General features: G+C 63.2%; 18 protein-coding genes. 11 read left to right on the top strand and 7 right to left on the bottom strand.

Features of this window, described 5'->3' with window-relative positions; translation table 11 throughout:
• Positions 1-251: 251 nt before the first annotated feature.
• Together NKK47_RS11910 and NKK47_RS11905 are read right to left on the bottom strand one after the other, a co-directional pair.
• A complete protein-coding gene (locus NKK47_RS11910; protein ID WP_352576911.1) occupies positions 252-446 on the bottom strand; it encodes a hypothetical protein in 195 nt (64 codons plus the stop codon).
• 187 nt (positions 447-633) lie between these two features.
• Complete coding sequence (locus tag NKK47_RS11905; protein WP_352576909.1) at positions 634-1,005, bottom strand: hypothetical protein; 372 nt, start codon at positions 1,003-1,005, stop codon at positions 634-636.
• Positions 1,006-1,093: 88 nt separating this feature from the next.
• On the opposite strand from NKK47_RS11905, the gene NKK47_RS11900 reads away from it, so the two are divergent.
• On the top strand, positions 1,094-2,770 hold the full coding sequence (locus tag NKK47_RS11900) for a winged helix-turn-helix domain-containing tetratricopeptide repeat protein (protein ID WP_352576907.1): 1,677 nt from the start codon (positions 1,094-1,096) through the stop codon (positions 2,768-2,770).
• A gap of 340 nt (positions 2,771-3,110) precedes the next feature.
• On the opposite strand, the gene NKK47_RS11895 is transcribed toward NKK47_RS11900, so the two are convergent.
• Positions 3,111-4,643, bottom strand: a complete 1,533-nt coding sequence (locus NKK47_RS11895) for a helicase HerA-like C-terminal domain-containing protein (RefSeq protein ID WP_352576905.1) — start codon at positions 4,641-4,643, stop codon at positions 3,111-3,113.
• A 275-nt stretch (positions 4,644-4,918) separates the two neighbouring features.
• Here NKK47_RS11895 and NKK47_RS11890 point away from each other — a divergent pair, with 275 nt between their 5' ends.
• From NKK47_RS11890 to NKK47_RS11875, 4 genes are all read left to right on the top strand, one after another.
• Complete coding sequence (locus NKK47_RS11890) at positions 4,919-6,361, top strand: methylmalonyl-CoA mutase subunit beta (protein ID WP_352576903.1); 1,443 nt, start codon at positions 4,919-4,921, stop codon at positions 6,359-6,361.
• Complete coding sequence (scpA, locus tag NKK47_RS11885) at positions 6,358-8,481, top strand: methylmalonyl-CoA mutase (protein ID WP_352576901.1); 2,124 nt, start codon at positions 6,358-6,360, stop codon at positions 8,479-8,481. The genes NKK47_RS11890 and scpA overlap by 4 nt, the downstream gene beginning before the upstream one ends.
• Positions 8,482-8,554: 73 nt before the next feature.
• Positions 8,555-8,776 (top strand): AbrB/MazE/SpoVT family DNA-binding domain-containing protein, encoded by a 222-nt coding sequence (locus tag NKK47_RS11880; RefSeq protein WP_352576899.1) that lies wholly within the window; start codon positions 8,555-8,557, stop codon positions 8,774-8,776.
• Positions 8,773-9,162, top strand: a complete 390-nt coding sequence (locus tag NKK47_RS11875) for a type II toxin-antitoxin system death-on-curing family toxin (RefSeq protein ID WP_352576897.1) — start codon at positions 8,773-8,775, stop codon at positions 9,160-9,162. Before NKK47_RS11880 ends, NKK47_RS11875 begins: the two co-directional genes overlap by 4 nt.
• Here the strand turns inward: NKK47_RS11875 and NKK47_RS11870 are convergent.
• Together NKK47_RS11870 and NKK47_RS11865 are read right to left on the bottom strand one after the other, a co-directional pair.
• Positions 9,159-9,632 carry a GreA/GreB family elongation factor gene (locus NKK47_RS11870; protein ID WP_352449075.1) on the bottom strand — a complete coding sequence of 158 codons (474 nt, stop codon included), beginning with the start codon at positions 9,630-9,632 and terminating at the stop codon, positions 9,159-9,161. The genes NKK47_RS11875 and NKK47_RS11870 overlap by 4 nt on opposite strands.
• 74 nt (positions 9,633-9,706) lie before the next feature.
• Positions 9,707-10,585, bottom strand: coding sequence for a class I SAM-dependent methyltransferase (locus NKK47_RS11865; RefSeq protein WP_352576895.1), 879 nt, complete (start codon positions 10,583-10,585; stop codon positions 9,707-9,709).
• On the opposite strand from NKK47_RS11865, the gene NKK47_RS11860 reads away from it, so the two are divergent.
• Together NKK47_RS11860 and NKK47_RS11855 are read left to right on the top strand one after the other, a co-directional pair.
• Positions 10,547-11,332 (top strand): TetR/AcrR family transcriptional regulator, encoded by a 786-nt coding sequence (locus tag NKK47_RS11860; RefSeq protein WP_352576893.1) that lies wholly within the window; start codon positions 10,547-10,549, stop codon positions 11,330-11,332. The genes NKK47_RS11865 and NKK47_RS11860 overlap by 39 nt on opposite strands.
• A gap of 92 nt (positions 11,333-11,424) precedes the next feature.
• Entirely contained in the window at positions 11,425-12,801 is a 1,377-nt protein-coding gene (locus tag NKK47_RS11855; protein ID WP_352576891.1) for a TIGR03808 family TAT-translocated repetitive protein, read from the top strand.
• On the opposite strand, the gene NKK47_RS11850 is transcribed toward NKK47_RS11855, so the two are convergent.
• Both NKK47_RS11850 and NKK47_RS11845 read right to left on the bottom strand, forming a co-directional pair.
• Complete coding sequence (locus NKK47_RS11850; protein WP_352576889.1) at positions 12,794-13,798, bottom strand: asparaginase; 1,005 nt, start codon at positions 13,796-13,798, stop codon at positions 12,794-12,796. The genes NKK47_RS11855 and NKK47_RS11850 overlap by 8 nt on opposite strands.
• Before the next feature lie 26 nt (positions 13,799-13,824).
• Positions 13,825-14,991: an acetyl-CoA acetyltransferase gene (locus NKK47_RS11845; protein ID WP_352454289.1), complete on the bottom strand. Its 1,167-nt coding sequence runs from the start codon at positions 14,989-14,991 to the stop codon at positions 13,825-13,827.
• A 224-nt stretch (positions 14,992-15,215) separates the two neighbouring features.
• Here NKK47_RS11845 and betI point away from each other — a divergent pair, with 224 nt between their 5' ends.
• Genes betI through betA form a run of 4 tightly spaced genes read left to right on the top strand, consistent with a single transcriptional unit; the run spans position 15,216 to position 19,995 of the window.
• A complete protein-coding gene (betI, locus tag NKK47_RS11840) occupies positions 15,216-15,806 on the top strand; it encodes a transcriptional regulator BetI (protein WP_352454288.1) in 591 nt (196 codons plus the stop codon).
• Positions 15,803-17,332, top strand: coding sequence for a choline-sulfatase (gene betC, locus NKK47_RS11835; protein ID WP_352576887.1), 1,530 nt, complete (start codon positions 15,803-15,805; stop codon positions 17,330-17,332). The genes betI and betC overlap by 4 nt, the downstream gene beginning before the upstream one ends.
• Complete coding sequence (locus NKK47_RS11830; RefSeq protein WP_502904990.1) at positions 17,332-18,339, top strand: pyridoxal-phosphate dependent enzyme; 1,008 nt, start codon at positions 17,332-17,334, stop codon at positions 18,337-18,339. The genes betC and NKK47_RS11830 overlap by 1 nt, the downstream gene beginning before the upstream one ends.
• A gap of 3 nt (positions 18,340-18,342) precedes the next feature.
• Positions 18,343-19,995 (top strand): choline dehydrogenase, encoded by a 1,653-nt coding sequence (betA, locus tag NKK47_RS11825; RefSeq protein ID WP_352576883.1) that lies wholly within the window; start codon positions 18,343-18,345, stop codon positions 19,993-19,995.
• Positions 19,996-20,038 lie beyond the last annotated feature (43 nt).

The following is a 20,038-nucleotide window of genomic DNA, read 5'->3' as shown; positions in this document are numbered from 1 at the left end:
CTTCCTCCTTCCAAGGTTTGTCAACGCGGGCCGCCAATGCCAGCGGCAAACGTCGCGCTGCGGCCCGCATCGAAAAACCTTCAGGGAAGCGGAAGTACCAGGAATTGTCATCTTTGGCAGGCTAGAGGACCAAATCTGACATTCGATGATGCGTGTAAGCGAAAATCCAAATTTCCGGAATCTTGCGGATCTTCGCTGGGGTGCCGCCTCAGTTCGTACCAAACATGCGCGCCACCCCGCGAAACGTCGCCTCAGTCGAGGCTGGCCGGCGACCAGAACGGCCGATTGGCGTCCACCACGAAGATGGCCAGCTCATCAAGAGCGGTTGTGCCGGCGCTGAACACCTCCATCGGCATGTCGACCCCGTGTCCGACCATGGTCGTGCCGGCTTCGGCATAGCTCACCCCGTGGGGCGTTCTTTGGCCGAGCTTGCCGCCCCAGCACATAGAAGGCCTCCGGTCCCGGATGTGTATGGATCGGCGTCTTGGCACCGGTCGCTCCACCGGCACGGTTGACGCGCAGCAAATACTCGCTCGCACTGATCGGCGGAACGGGCCCGATCTCGACGACCTTGGTCCCGGCAGGAGTGGTGCCATCCTTCGGTCCGAGCGTGAACAGCCAGACCTTGCAAAATCATGGTTCTGATGCGTAGTCGCAGTAATGGAAGGTGGCGAGATAGCCGGGGAGTACGCGCATGAACTCCTGTTGATGGGTCCAAGCTCTGCACTCGGCCATGGAGGTCATGGGTTTCACGTCGGGGAGCCTGATTAGCTCCCCCTGGTTGGTCAGAAGGATTGTGACAGCGATGGCGGTGAACATGGCCCGGTTATCCATCGACTTAAGGCTGGCGACACAATAACCGCCGGGGTTGGGACGGACGTCGTCTGAGGCAACCTCGTTGACATGGTCAGGGCCACAGAATCTCGCGATGCGGGAATCCGCTTTTGCAGCCGTTTGCGCTGCCAAAAGAAGAGCGAGAGCGATGATGAGCTTGGTGCGATTCATGTCGTCCTCCGTTTCATCCGGTGCTGCTGGGATCGCTTGGAGGCGAAGGCCGAATGGGCTAAACTAGGAAGCGCGCCAGGAAGGTGAAATGTCCCGAACGGCCCCTGAAATTGACCTGAAATCTGCTGAAACGATCACGTTTCGCGGTTTTGCCTTCCTGACGAAAAGCAAAGAACTCCGAACCGTCGAAGGCAAAGCGGTCAATCTTCGCAGCCAGTCCGCCGAGGTGCTCTCCGCGCTCGCGGCGCGACCGGGCGAGATCGTGTCCAAGGATGCGCTGATGCGGGCGGTTTGGCCCGATACCTTCGTGACCGACGACAGCCTCACTCAATGCATTGCCGATATGCGCCGCGCGTTGAGGGACGACGCGCACGTGATCGTGGAAACCTTCCCCAAGCGAGGCTACCGGCTGAATGCCGATCCATCGGACGCGGCGGACCCAAACGCCGCAGCCGGCACGGAACCTTCGCAGGCGCGATCCCCGCGACGCAGTTTCGTTCTTGCTGCAATCGTTCTCGTCGCGGCAGCGATCGGCGCATACTACGGCGCGGAAATATGGCGAGCCGCTCCAGTTCCTTCGGGCGACATGCCGAGGATTGCGATCCTTCCCTTCGACGACTTCAGTACCGGTGAGGACAAGGGATATCTCAGCGATGCCGTCGCCGAGGGGATCATCACCGAGCTATCGTGGAGCAAGACTTATGCCGTCATCGCCCGGAACTCGAGCTTCAGGTACCGGGACCAGCCGGTCGACGCCAGACAGATTGGAGATGAACTCGGCGTCGACTACCTGCTCGAAGGCAGCCAGCAGAAGATCGGAGACCGGCTGAAAGTGACCGCCCAGTTGCTGAATGCGCATGACGGATCGAATCTCTGGGCCAACAGCTACGACCGGGAGATTGGCGATCTTTTCGTCGTCCAGGAGGTGATCATCCGCACGCTTGCGGATCGGGTCGGGCATAGGATCGAACGCCCCCTGCCAACGAGCGACGCCGCCCGGGTCAGCGCGCTCCACTATCACCTGATGGCAATTGCCGAGATCCAAGAGGATTTCTCTGCCGCGAGGAACCAGCTGTTTCGGCAGCTGGACCTTAAGGCGATCGAAGCGGATCCGAACTCCCAGTTCGGCTATATCGGGCTGGCCTGGTCCTATCGCAATGACGCGGTATTCGGGTGGCACGAGCAGGAACATAACCATGACGAGGCGTTAAAGCGCGCCGCCGAATACGCCGACAAGGCCATCCTGCTCGCTCCGGACGACGCCGAGGCGCATAATGTCCGCGCCCAAATCCATACCGAAGCCGGCGAGATCGAGCAGGCCCTTGCACGGTTCGATCAGGCGATAACCCTGAATCCCAGCAATTCGGATATCCTCGTCCACAGTACGGATCTGCTGCTCTATGTGGGCCGTACGGACGAAGCGATCGATCGGATCGAGCAGGCCAAAGGCATCGATCCCTTTTACCCCGACTGGTTCCACTGGCAGATGGGCTGGGCGCTCTGGGAAAAGAGCGATTGCAGGGCCGCGCTGGCGGAGATGCGGAAAATGTCCAGAATCCCGAGCGGCGCACACCGAATGCTTGCGGGGATCCACGCCTGTCTGGGAAACGAGCGGGAGGCAAAGGAAGCGCTCGCGGTTGTCCTCAAAGACTCGCCCGGCGAATCTATCCGCAAAGAACGCAGGGAATGGGAGAAGCTATGGACCGCCCCCGGAAGCCTCGACCGCTGGATCGAACACATGCGGTTCGCGGGCTTGCCGGAGTGACGGCCGACCGTATGCGGCCCGGCAGAAGCCAATTGGCCGCAAAAAAACCGTTGAAGCCTTTGTGTTGTGTGTTGTGGGCGCTGGTTGCCCTCAAAGCAGGATCATCCTTCGCAAGGAATATTGGGTGCGGGAAAGTCGGCAATGGGGCCGACTTGCGCCATAGTGCGCTCGCACCCCAACTTCTGGAACGGGCCCGACGGCTGCCGTTCATCGGCGATGCCTCGAACTTCCGCAGATGGCGCATAGCCGCCGTCCGCTGTCCTCCAGATTCTGGCTACTGGCGCTTGATGCCAGGACAGAATTTGCCAACACAGATGCCCGCCCTTCGGTGCGATGCCCCTCACCGCCCCCTGGACAAGCTCCCCAAAATCCCGCGGACGATCGCTCGTCCGACCGACGAGCCGACCGAGCGCACGACTGATTTGATCGCCGCCTCCGCCACCGTCTGACGGTTGGAGGGCCGCGGCGCGCGCCGGCCGCCGGTCGGCTGGGGATCGTCATTGCCGAAGCCTGGAATGGTCCAGCGTGAGCGGCCGGCCTCCTGCTGCTGCGCCTGCGCCTCCTGGGCGTCCTTGGCCTTTTTCTGCAGGATCTCGAAAGCCGATTCGCGGTCGACGGTCTGGTCGTACTGTCCGGCAACCGGGCTCTCGGTGATCAGCTTGCGGCGCTCGTCGGGCGTGATCGGGCCAAGGCGCGAGGACGGCGGGCGGATCAGCGTCCGCTGCACCATGGACGGCACGCCCTTGGCTTCCAGCGTCGAGACAAGCGCCTCGCCGGTGCCGAGCTGCGTGATAACGGTTGCGCAGTCGAAATCGGGATTGGGCCTGAACGTCTCGGCCGCCGTCCTGACGGCCTTCTGTTCGCGCGGCGTATAGGCACGCAGTGCGTGCTGCACGCGGTTGCCGAGCTGGGCCAGCACCGTTTCAGGGATATCCAGCGGATTTTGCGTGACGAAATAAACGCCGACGCCTTTCGAACGGATCAGCCGGACCACCTGCTCGACGCGGTCGATCAGCACCTTCGGCGCATCGTCGAACAGAAGGTGCGCCTCGTCGAAGAAGAAGACCAGCTTCGGCTTGTCCGGGTCGCCGACTTCCGGCAGTTCCTCGAACAGTTCCGACATCAGCCACAGAAGGAACGTCGCATAGAGCCGCGGATTCATCATCAGCTTGTCGGCGGCGAGCACGCTGATGGCGCCGCGTCCATCGCGCGTGGTGCGCATGATGTCGGCGATCCGCAATGCCGGCTCGCCGAAGAAGTTGGCAGCGCCCTGCTGCTCCAGGACCAGCAGCGTGCGCTGGATGGCGCCGACCGAAGGTTTCGTCACATTGCCGTAGCGGGCGCCGATCTCTTCGGCGCGGTCGGCGATATTGGCCAGCAGTGACTGCAGGTCCTTCAAATCGAGCAGCAGAAGGCCTTCCTCGTCTGCGATGCGGAAGGCGATGTTCATGATGCCTTCCTGCGCCTCGGAAAGGTTCATCAACCGCGACAGAAGCAGTGGGCCCATCTCCGAGATGGTGGCGCGGATCGGGTGGCCCTGCTCGCCGAACAGATCCCAGAAGATGACCGGGAATTCCTGGAATTCGTAAGGATCGAGCTTGACCTGCTCGGCCCGCTTGATCAGGAAATCCTGCGCTGTGCCCATCATGGCGATACCCGACAGGTCGCCCTTGATGTCGGCGCAGAATACCGGCACGCCGGCATTGGAGAAACCCTCGGCCAATATCTGCAGGGTCACCGTCTTGCCGGTGCCGGTCGCGCCGGTGACCAGGCCGTGACGATTGCCATATTGCAGCAAAAGCTGTTCGGGCCGCTGATAGCTGTCGTCCGGCTTGCGGCTGGCCCCTATGAAGATCCTGGTATCGTCGGCCATGTGTCCGGTCTCCGCAAACCTATAGGGTTGAATGCCCTGATCCCTTGAAGAAAAGGGAGCCCTGCCGCAGGTATAGTGAGGCCGTTGCGCAGCGACAATGGGCACCGTCGAAAATGGCTTTTGGAGCTTGCGGAACCTGCCCATGTTTGGCAATCGGTTGACGGTCAACGTCACGGAAGGCGTGTTGCACGGCATGTGTGCTGCATTGTGATATGGGACCGGGGACCGTAGACTGACATAGTCGGCCGCTGCGGCCGCTAGAACGAGGAGAACCGATGGGCGCCGGTGCCTTGACCCAGGATGCCGAACTTCCGAACGTCGACCGGCAACGATGGCTGGCGCTGGCGGAGAAGGCGCTGGCCGGCGGGTCCTTCGAGGAAAAGCTCGTCTCGCATACGGACGACGCCATCCGCATCGAGCCGCTCTACGACCGTTCGGTAACCGCCGAGCCTGTCGTGCGCGCCAACCCGGGATCACCGTGGATCGTCAGCCAGCGCATCGACGATCCGGACATAGGCCGCGCCAGTGCGCAGGCGCTGGAAGACGTCGCGCAGGGTGCCACCGGACTGTCGCTTGTCTTCGAGGGTGCGCCGAACGCCTTCGGCTATGGCTTGCCGAGGACGGCGGAGGCGCTGGAGGGCGTGCTCGACGGCGTGCCGCTCAACCGCATCCAGATCCGCATCGACGCCCATCCCTGGAGCCGTGCCGTGGCCGAGTGGCTGGTGGCGTTTGTGACCAAGCGCCGCTCCGACCCGGCAAAGCTCAACCTCTCCTTCGGCATCGATCCGGCGGCGATCTTTGCCGGGACCGGCAGGCTGCGCATGTCGATCGAGGCTTTACAGGCTTCGATGCCGCAATCGCTGGCGCATTTCTTTTCGATGGGTGTGCCCGGCGTGCTGCTGGAGGCCGACGGGCGGGTATTCCACAATGCCGGCGCCACCGAGGCGCAGGAGCTTGGCACCATGCTCGCCTCGGCCGTCTCCTATTTGAGGCTGTTCGAGAAGGCGCGCCAGCCGCTCGTCTACGCGGCGCCGCATATCGGTTTTGCGCTCAGCGTCGACCAGGACCAGTTCGTTTCGACGGCCAAGGTCAGGGCGTTGCGCAGGCTGTGGGCGCGTGTCCAGGAGGCCTGCTCGATACCGCCCTCCACCGCCAGCATCCATGCCGAAACCTCCTTCCGGATGATGACGGCGGCCGACCCGGAAACCAACATCCTGCGCACCACCATCGCCGCTTTCGCGGCTGCCGCCGGCGGCGCGGATTCGATCGCCATCCTGCCGCACACGATCGCGCACGGCCTACCCGCGGGTTTTGCTCGCCGCGTTGCCCGCAACGCGCAACTGATCATGGCCAATGAAAGCCACATCGACCACGTCGCCGATCCGGTTTGCGGTTCGGGCGCCGTCGAAGCGCTGACTGCGGAGCTCTGCGCGGCGGCCTGGCAGGAGTTCCAGCAGATCGAGGCGGAAGGCGGCGTGCTGACCAGCCTTGAGCAAGGCCACATCCAGAGGCGCGTCCAGGCAGCTTCCGCCCGCCGCAACACAGCCTACCAGGCGGGCGAACGGGCGATCGTCGGCACGACGCTGCACCCGTCGAAGACCGAGCGTCCGGTCGAGACGCTGGCGGCGGAGCGGCGGCCTGCCTTCACCGAAGGCGTTGCGGTGTGCGAGCCGCTATTTCCGATCCGCATCGATCAGTCGATCGGAGCCGTACCATGATCCCGGATTTCAGCCAGATCGGCTGGTCGCCGCCACGGCGGGTGCCGGTCGAGGTCAAAGGCCAGCGGATGACGCCGGAAGGCATTGCCGTCAAGCATCTCTACAACCAGGGCGATCTCAAGGGCTTGCCACATCTCGATACCTATCCAGGCCTGCCGCCTTTCGTGCGCGGCCCCTATCCGACGATGTATGTCCAGCAACCCTGGACGATCCGGCAATATGCCGGCTTCTCGACTGCCGAAGAGTCCAACGCCTTCTACCGTCGCAACCTTGCCGCCGGCCAGAAGGGCCTGTCGGTCGCCTTCGATCTCGCCACGCATCGCGGCTACGACAGCGACCATCCGCGCGTCGCCGGCGATGTCGGCATGGCCGGCGTCGCCATCGATTCCATTCTCGACATGCGCCAGTTGTTCGACGGCATCCCGCTTAACGAGATGACGGTATCGATGACGATGAACGGCGCCGTGCTGCCGATCATGGCGCTCTATATTGTCGCGGCGGAGGAACAGGGCGTCGCGCAGAAGGACCTCGCCGGGACCATTCAGAACGACATCCTGAAAGAGTTCATGGTGCGCAACACCTACATCTATCCGCCAAAACCTTCGATGCGGATCGTGTCGGACATTTTTTCCTACACGTCGAAGCACATGCCGAAGTTCAATTCGATCTCGATCTCCGGCTACCACATGCAGGAGGCGGGAGCGACGGCGGACCTCGAGCTCGCCTACACGATTGCAGACGGTATCGAATATGCCCGCGCCGGCGTCGCGGCCGGCCTCGACATCGACCGTTTCGCGCCGCGCCTTTCGTTCTTCTGGGCGATCGGCATGAATTTCTTCATGGAAGTCGCGAAGCTGAGAGCAGCGCGCCTTTTGTGGGCCAGCCTGATGCTGAAGAATTTTTCGCCGAAGGACGACCGCTCGCTGTCGCTGCGCACCCACTGCCAGACTTCGGGCTGGTCGCTGACGGCGCAGGACCCCTACAACAACATCATCCGCACCATGATCGAGGCGATGGCGGCGACTCAAGGCCATACGCAGTCGCTGCACACCAATTCCTTCGACGAGGCAATGGCGCTGCCGACCGACCATTCGGCCCGCATCGCCCGCAACACACAGCTCATCCTGCAGAAGGAATCCGGCACGACGCGCATCATCGACCCGTGGGGCGGCTCCGCCTATGTCGAACGGCTGACGCATGATCTGGCGGCGCGTGCGCTTGCGCATATCGAGGAGGTCGAGAGCCTCGGCGGCATGGCCGCGGCGATCGAAAAGGGCCTACCGAAGCTGCGCATCGAAGAGGCTGCCGCGCGCACCCAGGCGCGCATCGATTCCGGCGAACAGATCGTGGTCGGTGTCAATGCTCACCGTCCCGGCACGGACATCGAAGTCGACGTGCTGAGGATCGACAATGCCGAAGTCAGGGCGCGGCAATTGTCGAAGCTGCAGCGGCTGAAAGGCACGCGTGACGTCGCCGCCGTCGAGAGCGCGCTCGATGCGCTTACCCGTGCTGCCGGGAGTAACGCAAACCTGCTGGAATTCGCCATCCGGGCCGCACGCGCCAACGCCACCGTCGGCGAGATTTCGCTGGCGCTGGAAAAGGTTTTCGGCCGCCATGTCGCCTCGGTGCAGACGATCTCCGGCGTCTATCGCAACGCGCTCGGCGACAATCCGGTGGTCGACCGGCTGCAGGACAAGATCGTCGCGTTCGAGGAGAAGTCCGGCGGCAAGCCGCGCATTCTGGTCGCCAAGATGGGGCAAGACGGCCATGATCGCGGCCAGAAAGTGATCGCCACCGCCTTTGCCGACCTAGGCTTCGACGTCACCGTCGGGCCGATGTTCCAGACTCCGGACGAGATCGCCAGGCTGGCCGTCGAGCATGACGTGCACATCGTCGGCGCCTCGTCGCTGGCAGCAGGCCATTTGACGCTCATTCCCGAACTCAGGCTTGCACTGAAGAAGTTGGGCCGCGACGACATGCTGATCGTCGCCGGCGGCGTCATCCCGCCGCAGGATTACGACGCAGTCCGGCAGGCAGGCGCCACTGAAATCTTCCCGCCCGGCACGGTTATCCCGGAAGCGGCGGAGCGGCTGATGGACCGGCTGCTGCAGGTCGGCTGACGCTTTGTTATAATGTCTGTTGTAACAAGAAACACACTGAGTTATAATCAGCGTTGCAACAGGATGCCTCACCATGAACACGACCATTCGCAAGATCGGCAATTCCGAAGGCGTGATCCTGCCGAGGGAGCTTCTCGATCGTCTGAACCTGAAGGCCGGCGACCAGCTTCAAATCGTTGAAACAGGTGACGGTCTTGTGCTGAAGCCGGTGGACGACAGCTTCGAGCGGCAAATGAAAGCTGCCCGCGAGGTGATGGACAAATACAAGGTCGCGCTTCAGAAGCTCGCCGAATGAGCTGGGAGTTTCTGACGCGGCGTGCAGTCGAAGCTATGCACGCGGAGCAGTTGCGCCGACACGGCGGAGCACAAGGCTTGAGGGATGAAAATGCCCTCGAATCGGCGCTCGCTCGCGCCGAAAACAAGGCCAACTACGGAGACCCGTCGGTTGAGGAACTCGCAGCCGCCTATGTCTTCCGCATTGCCAGAAATCATGCCTTTGTCGACGGCAACAAACGCACGGCCATTGTCGCTGCCGGCGCATTTCTGATTGTGAATGGTTATGCCCTGACGGCCAATAACGGCATGCTTTACGAATTCGTCATGGGCGTCGCCGCCGGCGAAATCGACGAAGCTGGTGCCGCGGCGTTCTTCCGCGATCATGTCGTCAAGCTCGAAGACTAACTGTCGGAGAGCTTGACGATCTCCCATTCCTTGCCGTTGACCACGGCAATTTCGCCGATCTTCTTGCCGAACAGCGCCATCGCCATCGGCGACATATGGGAAATTGTCCCTTTGCCCGGATTGGCTTCGTCCTCGCCGACGATCTTCCAGTGCACCTTCTTGCCGTCGTCGCTTTCCAGGGTGACACCCATGCCGAAACGAACCAGGTCGCTGCCCGGTTCCGGCACCGAAAGCTCGGCGCTTTCCCGCCGTGCCGTCCAATAGCGGAGATCGCGCGAGACCAGCGCGATGCGCTCGCGGTCGGCCCTCTTCTCGGCTCTGCCCAGTTCGTCACGCAGAGCGGCCACCTCGGCATCGATCAGCGCCATGCCGCGTTCCGTGACCAGATTGCGGTGATGGCTGATCGGCCGCTCGCCGATGCCGGCAATGGCGTTTTCGCTGTCTTCCTCGCGGGTGAAGGCCCTGCTCATCCGACGAACTTAGGCCCGGCGCGACGACTCCACAAGCCATTGCTGAAGAAGAGGATGGTGACGGAAATCTGGGTTCAATACCCGACGTTTAACAGCCGCTTGGGGTCCGGTTGCGCAACTAGGTAGCGGAGCCCCTTGGTTCCGACGTCGCCTTGCTCAACGATATTGAAGCCGTGCCGGCCGAGATCCGCTGCAACTTTGTCCAAATCGACGTAACCATGCCGGTGGAGCCGAAAGGTGCTCTTCCGGCGCGGCGGTTTCGCAAAATCGACGATAAGCACACGACCGCCCGGCCTCAGGACGCGGAAGGCCTCTCTGCCGAATTCCTCGCGGCCCTTCTTTGGAAGATGGTGGAACATCAGCGTGCTGAGGACGACATCAAATTCCCCATCCTTGAAAGGCAGTTCCTGAGCGGTGGCGGTCGAGAACCCGACTTGTAGCCCGGCTCGCCGGGCCTTTGCCGTCGCGCGCGCAACCATTTCGGCGGAGGCGTCGACCCCGTGCACGCGCCCCTCCGGCGCCACTTTTTGTCTGGCAAGGAGCGCGGTGGTGCCGGTGCCGCACCCGACATCCAGGACCACTTCTCCCGGTTTCAGCTCCGCAAAGCTTAATATCCTTTCGCGAAAAGCACGTTCGCGACCGAAGGTCAGAAGCCACGCCAGCATATCGTACAGGGCGGCGGAATGAAGCGTGATGCCGACATGCGGCGCCTTCTCCTCGCCGGCGGCCGGTCTGCGGTCCTTGGCGGACAGCCGCCCGTGAGCGCTTTGCCATATCAATAAGCTCGCGACTACGACGAGTGCACCAGCATGAAGCAGGAGGACGGGAACTCCCAAGGAAAAGACCGCATTTGCCTGTCCCAACGAGAAAAATGCCGCGAGCACCACGGCCACTTTGACGAGCGCGACTAGCGCATGCCCTCCGACTATTATTCCGAAAATACGTTGGTGCATTGCTTTATCTCCGGCCAGCCGTGCATCGCGCTGGGCCTTCCGCAAGAGCATATGATACTGGACAGTGTGTCCAGTATCGGTTTTACTGGCCACATAGCACCGACGCGCCCAATACTGGACGATTTGGTGTCCTATGACCGGAAAAGGACGTTGCCGATGCCAGCCGGATCGATCGATCGTCGGGTCGCCAGGACCCGCAGCCGACTGCAGCAGGCGCTTTTCAGACTGACCGCCGAGAAGGGGTATACGGCGATCACGGTCGAGGATATCTGCAGGGAAGCCGATGTCGGCCGCTCGACTTTCTACACGCACTATCCCGACAAGGACTGCTTGAGGAAAGCAACGATCGACGAGCATATGAAGGGCTTGCAGGCACGTGGTGCCGAACGCCATTCGCAGAGAAATGCCAAGGGCTTTTCCTTCAGCGGTCCGGTGTTCGAGCATGCTCTTGCCACGCGGGAGATGCACCGTGCGCTGATGGGCGGGAAAAAGCGCGAAATGCCAGAAGAGATCCGCGGCTGGATAAGCAGGCAGGTTCGCCATGAGTTGGCGAATATCCGAGGTGATGAAGGCGGAGTCAGACTTGAGATCGCCACACGCTTCATCGTTGGCGCGTTCTTTGAAGTGATGCACTGGTGGCTTGAGAGGGATACGAAGCTGTCTCCCGCGGAGATCGACCAGATATTCCTGCAACTTGCCTTCAACGGGGTAAATGCGGTGATCGCTGAGCCAACGAGGATCGAATAGGGGCCAAGCGTCAGATTTTCACCACGAGTTCGACCGGGCTAGTCTGGCACGAATCCTGCGGCGCGACCGTTGAACGCAAGGAATCTGTGCCGATGTTGAACAGACGAACGCTGCTTGCGCAGACCGCCGGCTTTGCCGTCATGGGGCTTTCGCTCGGCAAGGCAGCGGCGAAAAACCTTCCCGGCATCGAGAAAGCCGCGATGCGTGGCGCGATCAACGCGACCGAGCTCGGCGTCCGGCCCGGCGCGCTAGACGATCAGAGCAAGGCTTTCACCAAGCTGCTGCGCGACGCGCACGACCGCGACATGCCGGTGTTCCTGCCGCCGGGGATCTATATCGTTTCCAACCTGTCACTGCCCGGCCGGGTGCGCCTGTCCGGCGTGCCGGGCGCATCGCGGATCGTCTATGGCGGCAATGGCCATCTCATCATGGCCGAACGGGCCGAGCGTATCGAACTCAGCGGGCTGGTGTTCGATGGCAGCAACCGCTGGATGGGCGAATACACGCAAGGCCTGCTCGATCTGCGCCGCATCGCCCATCTGGTCGTCGACAACTGCCAGATGACCGGCAGCGGCAAGAACGGTCTGGCGCTCGAACACGCCTCGGGCCGCATCCAGCGCTCGGAGATATCCGGTGCGGCCGATGCCGGCATCTATTCGGTCGAGGCCGATGGCCTGGAAATATCAGGCAATAGCGTCTCCGACTGCGCCAATGGCGGCATCCTCGTGCACCGCTGGCAGGCAGCGGAAGACGGCACCATCGTCAGCGGCAACCGCATCGAACGCATCCAGGCGCGCAGCGGCGGAACCGGCCAGAACGGCAATGGCATCAATGCCTTCCGCGCCGGCAACGTCATCATCTCCGGCAATATTGTTTCGGACTGCGCGTTTTCGGCGATCCGCGCCAACAGTGCCAGCAATTTGCAGGTCACCGGCAATACCTGCTCGCGCGCGGGCGAAACGGCCGTGTATTCCGAATTCTCCTTCGAAGGGGCGATCATCGGCAACAACATCGTCGATGGTGCTGCGAATGGTATTTCGATCGTCAATTTCAACGAAGGCGGGCGCATGGGCGTCTGCTCCGGCAACGTAGTCCGCAACCTGTCGACCAGCGGCCCCTACCCTGCCGATGCGCCCGGCTTCGGCGTCGGCATCAGCGTCGAGGCAGACACCACCGTTTCCGGCAATGTCGTCGAGAATGCACCGCTCTACGGCATGCAGATCGGCTGGGGACCGTTCATGCGCAATGTGGTCGCCACGGGAAACGTCATCCGCAAGGCGGGGACCGGCATCGTCGTCAGCGTGGTTGAAGGTGCCGGAACGGCAATCATCTCCGACAATGTCATCGACGGAGTCCAGAACGGCGCGATCGTCGGCCAACGCTGGGCCGAGCGAGTGACCGGCGACCTCGCCGCATCAGGCAATGCCGGCTATGCGCATTTGACCGTCGAGCGCAACCACGTCAGTTGAGGGTGGCCGTCGGTCGGAGCGCGCCGACTTTGGCGCCGATCCGGCTCTCGATAGGCGGATTTGCTTGTTCGGTCAGTTTCGCAGCGAGCGCGTGGTCGGCGTGCAGCAGCTTTGCCAGCACGGCCGCGACCATCACTTCAGCGGCGCGGCCGGCGCCATCGTCGCATTTCAGCGCGATGCCAAGGCAGAGCTCCGGAACGGCGGCGCAAAAAACACCTTCGGCGCCTCCCTTGACGAAAATCCGGCCCGGCGCGGCCTCCATCATCGCGACATCGGACCTGCCCGTGCCGGCGACGAAAAACGGCTCGGCCATGCAGGCAGAAAGCAGCCGCTTCGCCGCCCGGGCGCGCACCGGCTCGAAGCCGGCACCTGTCGCCATGCGGGCAAAGCCAAGGGCAAAGCTGCGCAACGGCACGGCATAGGTCGGAATCGAGCAGCCGTCGGTGCCGCGGTGATCGGCGTCATGGGCAGCACCGGTCACCGCCTGCATCGCTTCGCGCACCATCTCCTGCGAAGCATGGCCAGCCTTGACGTAACCACGATGGGCGATGCCGCTGTGAACGCAGGTGCATAGGAAGCCTGAGTGCTTGCCGGAACAATTGTTGTGCAAGGTGTTCGGCGCACGGCCGGCGCGGGCAAGTGCCAGCGTCGCTCCATGGCTCGACGGCCAATGCGCGCCGCATTCGAGTGCCGTCTCGTCCAGGCCGGCCTTCGCCAGCATGGCGCGCGCGAGCTCGACATGTGGCGGCTCGCCGGAATGCGAGGCGCAGGCCAGCGCCAGCTCCCGGTCACCGAAGCCGTAGGCATCGGCAGCGCCGCTCTCGACCAGCGGCAGCGCCTGGATCGCCTTGACCGCCGAGCGCGGGAACACCGGCTGTGCCGTGTCGCCGATCTCCCAGACGGGCTTGCCGTCGGCGTCGAAGACGGCAACGGCGCCGCGATGGGCGCTCTCGACGATAGCGCCGCGCAAGACTTCGACCAGAACCGGATTTGTCATGTCACCTCCCGCAAATGCGGGCGGGTTTATCTGATCCGGTCGAGAATGGAAACGTAGTTGGCGACCGCGGCACCACCCATGTTGAAGATGCCGCCGAGTTTTGCTCCCGGCACCTGGATGCCGCCCGCCTCGCCGACGAGCTGCATGGCGCTCAGCACATGCATCGATACACCGGTGGCACCGATCGGGTGGCCCTTGGCCTTCAGCCCGCCAGACGGATTGACCGGCAGCCTTCCATCTTTCGCCGTCTCACCATCCAGGGCCAGCTTGGCGCCCTCGCCCGGCTTGGCCAAGCCCATCGCCTCATACTCGATCAGTTCGGCGATGGTGAAACAGTCATGCGTCTCGACGAAGGACAGGTCGCCGAGCGTCACGCCCGCCTGCTTCAGCGCCTGGTTCCAGGCCTGCTCGCAGCCTTCGAAGGCGAGAATGTCGCGCTTCGACATCGGCAGGAAATCCTGAACATGCTCATTGGCGCGGAAGGCGACGGCGCGGCGCATCTTCAGCGCCGTGGCCGTGTCGGCAAGGACAAGCGCGGCGGCACCGTCCGACACCAGCGAGCAGTCTGTGCGCTTCAGCGGACCGGCGACGAAGGGGTTTTTTTCGCTTTCCTGCCTGCAGAACTCGTAGCCGAAATCCTTGCGCATCTGCGCGTAGGGATTGTCGACGCCGTTCTTGTGGTTCTTGGCGGCGATCATCGCCAGCGCATCCGACTGGTCGCCGTAGCGCTGGAAATAGGCTTGGGCGATCTTGCCGAAGACGCCGGCGAAGCCTGCCGGCGTGTCACCGTCCTCCGGCAGATACGAGGCCTTGAGCAGGTTCTTGCCGATCTCGGGACCGGGCGTCGTCGTCATCTGCTCGGCGCCGACCACCAACACGATACGGGCGGCATTGGCGTCGATGGCGCGGATGCCTTGCCTGACCGCCGCCGAGCCGGTGGCGCAGGCGTTCTCGACGCGGGTCGCCGGCTTGAAGCGCAGCCGGTCGTCGGCCTGGAGGACTAGGCTCGCGGTGAAATCCTGGGCGGAAAACCCGGCGTTGAAGTGGCCGAGCACGATCTCGTCGACGTCATCTGGACCGATGCCGGCATGATCGAGCGCCTCGACTGCCACCTTGGTGATCAGGCCCTCCAGCGTCTCGCCTTCGAGCTTGCCGAAGCGCGAATGCGCCCAACCGACGATGCATGCTGTCATGGCGATCTCCATCCTGTGGACCCGGGCTACGCGATACTGCACGCGCATCAGCATTGTTCAAGCATGAACCGTTTCGCCGGCCTCGTGAAGGGGCCAGAACCGCACAATCGCTTGATCTTGATCATCTGGTCATAGTGCCTGGCTTTTGCCAGCAAATCAGGCCGGATTTTTGTTGATTGATGCGTCAATAAAAAATAATCTTGTCGCAACAGGCCGGAGCAGGAATGCCGAAACTCGGAATGGAGCCGTTGCGCCGCAGGGCGCTCATCGACGCAACGATCTCGGCGATCGGCGAGCGCGGTTCGCTTGATGTGACGATGTCGGAAATCGCCGGCCGCGCCGGCGTGTCCTCGGCGCTTGCCCACCATTATTTCGGCGTCAAGGACGAATTGCTGTTGGCGACGATGCGGCACATCCTGAGCGAGCTCACCGCCGATACGCGCCGTGCACTTCGCGCGGCCGGCACGGCGCGCCAGCGCGTCTCGGCGGTGGTCGCGGTCAATTTCTCCGACATCCAGTTCCAGCCCGAAACGATCGCCGCCTGGCTCGCCTTCTATGTCGAGGCGCAGAAATCGGCAGCACTCCGCCGGCTGCTCAAGGTCTATGCGCGCCGGCTGCATTCCAATCTGCTCAGCGGGCTGGCCGGCATCCTGCCGAGAAGCGAGGCCGACCGGGTCGCCGAAGCGACCGCGGCGCTGATCGACGGGCTCTATATCAGGCGCGCGCTGAAGGACGGTGTTCCTGATGCCGCGACCGCGATTGCACTGGTCGAGGACTATCTCGAAACGAAGCTCAGCGGACGGCAGAAGCAGTGACATCCAAGCGACCCAACATCCTGATCGTCATGGTCGATCAGCTCAACGGAACGCTGTTTCCGGATGGGCCGGCGGACTTCCTGCACGCGCCGCATCTGAAGGCGCTCGCCGCGCGTTCGGCGCGTTTTTGCAACAATTACACGGCCTCGCCGCTCTGCGCGCCGGGCCGCGCCGCATTCATGAGCGGCCAGTTGCCGTCACGCACCGGAGTCTATGACAACGCCGCCGAATTCGCGTCTTCGATCCCGACCTTTGCCCATCATCTGCGCGCCGCAGGTTATCACACCTGCCTCTCCGGCAAGATGCATTTCGTCGGGCCGGACCAGTTGCACGGTTTCGAGGAGCGGCTGACCACCGACATCTATCCGGCCGATTTCGGCTGGACACCCGACTATCGCAAACCCGGCGAGCGCATCGACTGGTGGTATCACAATCTCGGCTCCGTCAGCGGCGCCGGTACTGCCGAGATCACCAACCAGCTGGAATATGACGACGAGGTCGCCTTCCATGCGGTGCAGAAGCTTTATGATTTTGCCCGCGTCTCCGACGATGCCGCACATCGGCCCTGGTGCTTGACGGTTTCCTTCACCCATCCGCACGATCCTTACGTCGCACGGCGGCAATACTGGGACCTCTACGAGGATTGCCCGGCGCTCGAGCCTGAGGTCGGCTTCATTCCTTACGACAGGCAGGACCCGCATTCGCAGCGGCTCTACCGCGCCAGCGACTATGACAGGTTCGACATCACCGCTGAGCAGATACGCCGCGCACGGCGCGGCTATTTCGCCAACATCTCTTATCTCGACGACAAGCTCGGCGAGCTGCTGTCGGTGCTCGAGCGCACGCGCATGCTCGACGACACGATCATTCTGTTCTGCTCGGACCATGGCGACATGCTTGGCGAGCGCGGCCTGTGGTTCAAGATGTGCTTTTTCGAAGGTTCGGCGCGGGTGCCGCTGATGATCGCCGGCGAGGGCATCGCCGCCGGCCTGATCGACACGCCGGTCTCCAATCTCGACGTGACGCCGACGCTTTGCGACCTCGCCGGCATCGACATCAGCGCGATTGCGCCGTGGACTGACGGCCAGTCGCTGCTGCCGCTGCTAAACGGAAAGAAACGCTCCGCGCCGGTGCTGATGGAATATGCCGCCGAAGGCTCCAACGCGCCGATGGTGGCGATGCGCGAGGGCCGCTACAAATTCATCCATTGCGAGATCGATCCGCCGCAACTGTTTGATCTTGAATCGGATTCGCAGGAATTGACCAATCTCGCCGCCGATCCGGCCAATGCGGCATTGGTGGCCGCTTTCACCGACAAGGTGCGGGCGCGCTGGGACATGGCGGCCTTCGACGCGGCGGTGCGTGCCAGCCAGGCACGCCGCTGGGTGGTCTACCCGGCGCTGCGCAACGGCACCCATTATCCCTGGGAATTCCAGCCGCTGCAGAAGGCATCGGAGCGCTACATGCGAAACCATATGAACCTCGACCTGCTCGAAGAGCAGAAGCGCTTTCCGCGAGGCAAATGATGGCAGACCGTCTCGTCCCCTCGCTCGACCATCTCAGGCAGGCCTATGCCGTCACCTCCAAGGCGACGCAGATCACGCCGCTCCTGGAATCGGCGGCACTTGCCCGCGAGACCGGCGCCGCCCGCGTCTTCGTCAAGGCCGAATCGCTGCAATGGGCAGGATCGTTCAAGGTGCGCGGCGCCTACTGGCGGCTGAAGAAGCTCTCGCCTGACGAAACCAAAAAGGGCGTCGTCGCCTACTCCTCCGGCAATTTTGCGCAGGGGCTAGCGGCGGCTGGCCAAGCGCTTGGCATTCCCGTCACCATCGTCATGCCGATCGACGCGCCGGCCGCCAAACGCGATGCCACGTCGGGGTATGGCGCGCGTGTCGTGCTGACCGACCATGGCGAACGCGCGCGTGAGGAAGTCGCCGCCGCCAGAGCGCGTGAGATCGCCGCGAGCGATGGCCTGGCGCTGCTGCACCCGTTCGACGATCCGGAGATCGTCGCCGGCCAGGCCGGCGCCGGACTGGAGGCACTCGACCAGTTCGCCGCCAGGCAAGTGGAGGCCGATCTCTTGTTCTGTTCGGTCGGCGGTGGCGGGCTGATAGGTGGCGTTTCACTGGCCTTCCACTATCTGTCGCCCGCCACGGAGATCATCGGCGTCGAGCCGGAAGGTTTTGACGGCATGGGCTCGTCGCTGGCGCATGGTGCCATCGAAACCATGCCGATCGGGCCGAAATCGATCTGCGACGGGCTGATGTCGCGGCGGCCCGGCGACGCGCCGTTCGCAGCGGTGAAGGCCGCCGGCGTTCGCGGCGTCACTGTCGATGATGCGTCGGTGCGGCGCGCCATGCGCATCGCCTTCGAGCGGCTGAAGCTGGTGCTTGAGCCATCCGGCGCTGCCTCGCTGGCGGCGTTGCTCGGCGGCAAGATCGACATAACCGGCAGGACCGTTCTGGTGATGGCAACCGGCGGCAACGTCTCGCTCGCCGATTTCATTGCGCATATGAACCATGGGCGCATATGAACCATGCTTGAAGCGGATTTCGTCATAATCGGCTCCGGCTCGGCCGGCTCGGCCATGGCCTACCGGCTGTCGGAGGACGGCAAGCATTCGGTGATCGTCATCGAATATGGCGGCAGCGATATCGGGCCGCTGATCCAGATGCCGTCGGCGCTGTCGATCCCGCTCAATATGAGCCTTTACGACTGGGGCTTCGCCAGCGAGCCGGAGCCGCATCTCGGCGGCCGCGTGCTGGCGACGCCGCGCGGCAAGGTCATCGGCGGCTCATCCTCGATCAACGGCATGGTCTATGTGCGCGGCCATGCCCGCGACTTCGACCACTGGGCCGAACAGGGCGCGGCCGGCTGGGGCTTTGCCGACGTACTCCCCTATTTCAAGCGCATGGAGGACAGCAATGGCGGCGAGAATGGCTGGCGCGGCCACGGCGGCCCGCTGACTGTGCAGCGCGGCTCGAGGACGAACCCACTCTACGGCGCCTTCGTCGAGGCGGGCCGCCAGGCCGGTTTCGAGCTGACCGACGACTACAACGGCGCGAAGCAGGAAGGCTTTGGGCCGATGGAGCAGACCATTCGCGGCGGTCGCCGCTGGTCGGCGGCGAGCGCCTATCTCAGGCCGGCACTCAGGCGGAAAAATGTCAGCCTGGTCAAGGGTTTCGCCCGGCGGGTAATCATCGAGAATCAACGCGCCACCGGCGTCGAGATCGAAATGCGCAAACGGATTCAGGTGGTCAGAGCGCGGCGCGAGGTGATCGTTGCGGCGTCCTCGATCAACTCGCCCAAGATCCTCATGCTATCCGGCATCGGCCCCGGCCAGCACCTTAGGGAGAACGGCATCCCGGTGATTGTCGACCGGCCCGGAGTCGGTCGCAATCTGCAGGACCATATGGAACTCTACATCCAGCAGGAATCGACAAAGCCGATCACGCTGAACTCGGTGCTGAACCCGTTCTCGAAGGCGCTGATCGGGGCACAATGGCTGTTCTTCAAGTCCGGCCTCGGCGCCACCAATCATTTCGAGGCGGCCGCCTTCGTGCGCTCGCGCGCCGGCGTCGACTATCCCGATATCCAGTATCACTTCATCCCGGCCGCGGTCCGCTATGACGGCAAGGCGGCGGCCAAGGCGCACGGCTTCCAGGCGCATGTCGGGCCGATGCGGTCGAAGTCGCGCGGTTCGGTCACGCTGCGCTCGCCCGATCCCAAATCGAACCCGGTGATCCGCTTCAACTACATGTCGCATCCGGACGACTGGACGGAGTTCCGCCACTGCATCCGGCTGACCCGCGAGATCTTCGGGCAAGCGGCCTTCGATCCGTACCGAGGCAAGGAACTGTCGCCGGGCTCGCATGTACAATCGGATGAAGAGCTCGACGCCTTCATTCGCGACCACGCCGAAAGCGCCTACCACCCTTGCGGCACCTGCAAGTTGGGCCGTGCCGATGATGCGATGAGCGTCGTCGATCCGGAATGCCGCGTCATTGGCGTCGAAGGGCTTCGGGTCGCCGATTCCTCGATCTTCCCGCGCGTCACCAATGGCAATCTCAACGCTCCGTCGATCATGACCGGCGAGAAGGCCGCCGACCACATTCTCGGGCGTACGCCGCTGCCACCTTCCAACCAGGAACCATGGATCAATCCGCGCTGGCAGGTGTCGGACAGATAGGCCATGATCCGGCGGACGCATATTCCGCATGCCGCGACAAGAC

The sequence above is a fragment of the Mesorhizobium sp. M0019 genome (assembly GCF_040323975.1).
Classification (GTDB): domain Bacteria; phylum Pseudomonadota; class Alphaproteobacteria; order Rhizobiales; family Rhizobiaceae; genus Mesorhizobium.
Note: the sequence above shows the minus strand (reverse complement) of the source record. Positions and strands in the feature narration are given on the sequence as shown.

Coding starts and splice junctions, on each gene's coding strand:
- NKK47_RS11895 (WP_352576905.1), bottom strand. CDS start 4,643: ATGGCCGACGATACCAGGATCTTCATAGGGGCCAGCCGCAAGCCGGAC.
- NKK47_RS11890 (WP_352576903.1), top strand. CDS start 4,919: ATGGGCGCCGGTGCCTTGACCCAGGATGCCGAACTTCCGAACGTCGAC.
- NKK47_RS11870 (WP_352449075.1), bottom strand. CDS start 9,632: ATGAGCAGGGCCTTCACCCGCGAGGAAGACAGCGAAAACGCCATTGCC.
- NKK47_RS11830 (WP_502904990.1), top strand. CDS start 17,332: ATGGCAGACCGTCTCGTCCCCTCGCTCGACCATCTCAGGCAGGCCTAT.
- NKK47_RS11860 (WP_352576893.1), top strand. CDS start 10,547: ATGCCCTCCGACTATTATTCCGAAAATACGTTGGTGCATTGCTTTATC.
- NKK47_RS11845 (WP_352454289.1), bottom strand. CDS start 14,991: ATGACAGCATGCATCGTCGGTTGGGCGCATTCGCGCTTCGGCAAGCTC.
- NKK47_RS11850 (WP_352576889.1), bottom strand. CDS start 13,798: ATGACAAATCCGGTTCTGGTCGAAGTCTTGCGCGGCGCTATCGTCGAG.
- NKK47_RS11865 (WP_352576895.1), bottom strand. CDS start 10,585: ATGCACCAACGTATTTTCGGAATAATAGTCGGAGGGCATGCGCTAGTC.
- NKK47_RS11880 (WP_352576899.1), top strand. CDS start 8,555: ATGAACACGACCATTCGCAAGATCGGCAATTCCGAAGGCGTGATCCTG.
- betA (WP_352576883.1), top strand. CDS start 18,343: ATGCTTGAAGCGGATTTCGTCATAATCGGCTCCGGCTCGGCCGGCTCG.
- NKK47_RS11905 (WP_352576909.1), bottom strand. CDS start 1,005: ATGAATCGCACCAAGCTCATCATCGCTCTCGCTCTTCTTTTGGCAGCG.
- betI (WP_352454288.1), top strand. CDS start 15,216: ATGCCGAAACTCGGAATGGAGCCGTTGCGCCGCAGGGCGCTCATCGAC.
- NKK47_RS11910 (WP_352576911.1), bottom strand. CDS start 446: ATGTGCTGGGGCGGCAAGCTCGGCCAAAGAACGCCCCACGGGGTGAGC.
- NKK47_RS11855 (WP_352576891.1), top strand. CDS start 11,425: ATGTTGAACAGACGAACGCTGCTTGCGCAGACCGCCGGCTTTGCCGTC.
- NKK47_RS11875 (WP_352576897.1), top strand. CDS start 8,773: ATGAGCTGGGAGTTTCTGACGCGGCGTGCAGTCGAAGCTATGCACGCG.
- NKK47_RS11900 (WP_352576907.1), top strand. CDS start 1,094: ATGTCCCGAACGGCCCCTGAAATTGACCTGAAATCTGCTGAAACGATC.
- scpA (WP_352576901.1), top strand. CDS start 6,358: ATGATCCCGGATTTCAGCCAGATCGGCTGGTCGCCGCCACGGCGGGTG.